Annotated in this window: 2 protein-coding genes; one reads left to right on the forward strand and one right to left on the reverse strand. The window is 24.1% G+C overall.

Annotation, left to right across the window (positions count from 1 at the left end):
- Window positions 1–191 (forward strand): IS3 family transposase (locus tag T483_RS0118250; protein WP_026888118.1); only part of this gene is annotated, 191 nt, incomplete at its 5' end.
- 54 nt (window positions 192–245) lie between these two features.
- On the opposite strand, the gene T483_RS29435 is transcribed toward T483_RS0118250, so the two are convergent.
- Window positions 246–1,724: an O-antigen ligase family protein gene (locus T483_RS29435; protein WP_051560447.1), complete on the reverse strand. Its 1,479-nt coding sequence runs from the start codon at window positions 1,722–1,724 to the stop codon at window positions 246–248.
- Window positions 1,725–2,066: the final 342 nt, after the last annotated feature.

Consider the following 2,066-nt stretch of genomic DNA (forward strand, 5'->3'; position numbering starts at 1 on the left):
CCTGTATTGAGTCTTTTCATTCAATTTTGAAAAAAGAACAAGTGAACAATGTTCAATACTTGGATTTTGAAAGTGCAAAACTAGATTTATTTATATTTATAGAATCATGGTATAACCGTAAAAGAATTCATGGATCTATTGGTTATATTACTCCACAAATGAAAGAGGATTTAGTAAAGAGAATAATTTAATAAAAATGTGTCCAAATTATTGACCTAGATCCAAATAGACTAGAGGAAATTCGTCTAGTCTATTTTTATATTTATCATTGGACTTTTACACTTATACACTTGAATACATGATATTGACATGGCAATTAATATCCAATATGAAAATACATATGTTATTGAGCTTGGACCAAAGCTCGTGATAGAAAATGTGATTAATCCTGTTGCTGAAGCAATACAAGGAATACTTTTTCTCTTTATACCAATAATTATATTTGATATAAGTAAGTATAAGTAATAAATTCCATACAATACAATCCCTACAACTCCAAAATCTCCAAATATCTCTATCGCATAGCAATGAGGGCTAAAAACACCATGTGTATTATTTTGTGTCTTTAGATATTGTTCAACATTACCTACACCATAACCCAATAAACGTTTTTCTTTAATTAAGATTCCCTCCACAACATCGTCTATAATAGTCCACCTAATATTTAAAGATCCTGCATTTCCTACTTCTAGTTGTTCATTAGCTAGCGAATCCATTTTGTTTAGAAGTAAATCATTTGCTTCACTTTTAGTTGAATTATTGGCAGAATCAATATTCATGAAGTTTATGCTGTTAAATCTTAAAAATGTAAAACTAATTATTAATAGCAATGGGATTATCATTCCTTTTAACCCAGTTTTCTTAAAGCTATAAATACAATAAATTAAATATAATGCAAATGATAATTCTATGCCTTTAATACCTGTTCTTGAAGTAGTAATAACTATTAGTGAGAAACTTATGCACGATACAAAGAAAAAATAAATTTTTAATATTAAATTATCAAATTTATAAATTGAATAAAAAAATAATGGTGATAGCATAGCAAGTGTAGCAGCCAAATTATTAGTATTAAAAGAAAATACTATTGGTCGAGCTCTTATTACATTAATAAAAGGTACATTTATCCCATCATAATAATAGTGTTTTATAGGTAATTGTTGTCCTAAGATTACTTCAATTGCCCCAATAATAACAACTAATGAAAGTAGGAATACTAATAACTTAATTGTTTGTTTTAGTCTTTCTTTATTTATATTATATATTATTATATCTATAATAAAGGCAAACATCATTAGATATATTGCTAAATATTTTATTGCTAACTGTTTATTTAATGCCCATGTAATACCGATACACATATATATAAACCAAATTGAGTAAATTGTTAAAATTTTTTTATCTAATTTTAAAAAAATACTTTTATCGTTAAAAACTCTCCTTAACGAAATTATTGTAAATATAAAAAGCACTATGTGAAATATATATATCTTTTCATTATGTGGAATATATAATGAATAATCGAAAAATGTAGACACTAATAAAATAGCATAAAGCAAATCATAAATACTTTTGTCTTTAATTAAGTATAAAATTGTTAATATAGATATTATATACATTGCAGAGACTAAATAATTTTTATTTATAATTGAAAATATAATTATAAATGTAATAGTTGGTGTAAGCGTTAAAATTATATTGTTGAACTTATTTTCTTTAAACATAGTTTCTCCTTGATTTATATTCTTAGTTTTTAGTATAAAATTCAATAAAAGTATATCATCCTTATGTAAAAAAATCCATAAATAATAAAAAATGCATTTTGTATATATGAGGAATAATATAGATATTCAGAAATATCTATACTTTATGCTTAAAAGATACACTTTTTGTAATAAAAATATTATTTTAGTGAAATAAATCAAATATATATATTATTATCATTTAATGTATTAATTTGTCCGTTTCGTGTTGATGCTAGTATAGTTTTATGGACACATTCTTGAAATAAATTATAATTAAAGTAAGAGAGGTGTGTCCGAATGAGAAGGAAAAGTTATACAGAA

Origin of the sequence: Clostridium beijerinckii HUN142, assembly GCF_000621745.1 — a bacterium.
GTDB lineage: Bacteria > Bacillota > Clostridia > Clostridiales > Clostridiaceae > Clostridium > Clostridium beijerinckii_A.

What these genes read in the sequence shown, in the direction of transcription:
- T483_RS29435 (WP_051560447.1), bottom strand. Translation starts at nt 1,724, where the DNA reads ATGTTTAAAGAAAATAAGTTCAACAATATAATTTTAACGCTTACACCA.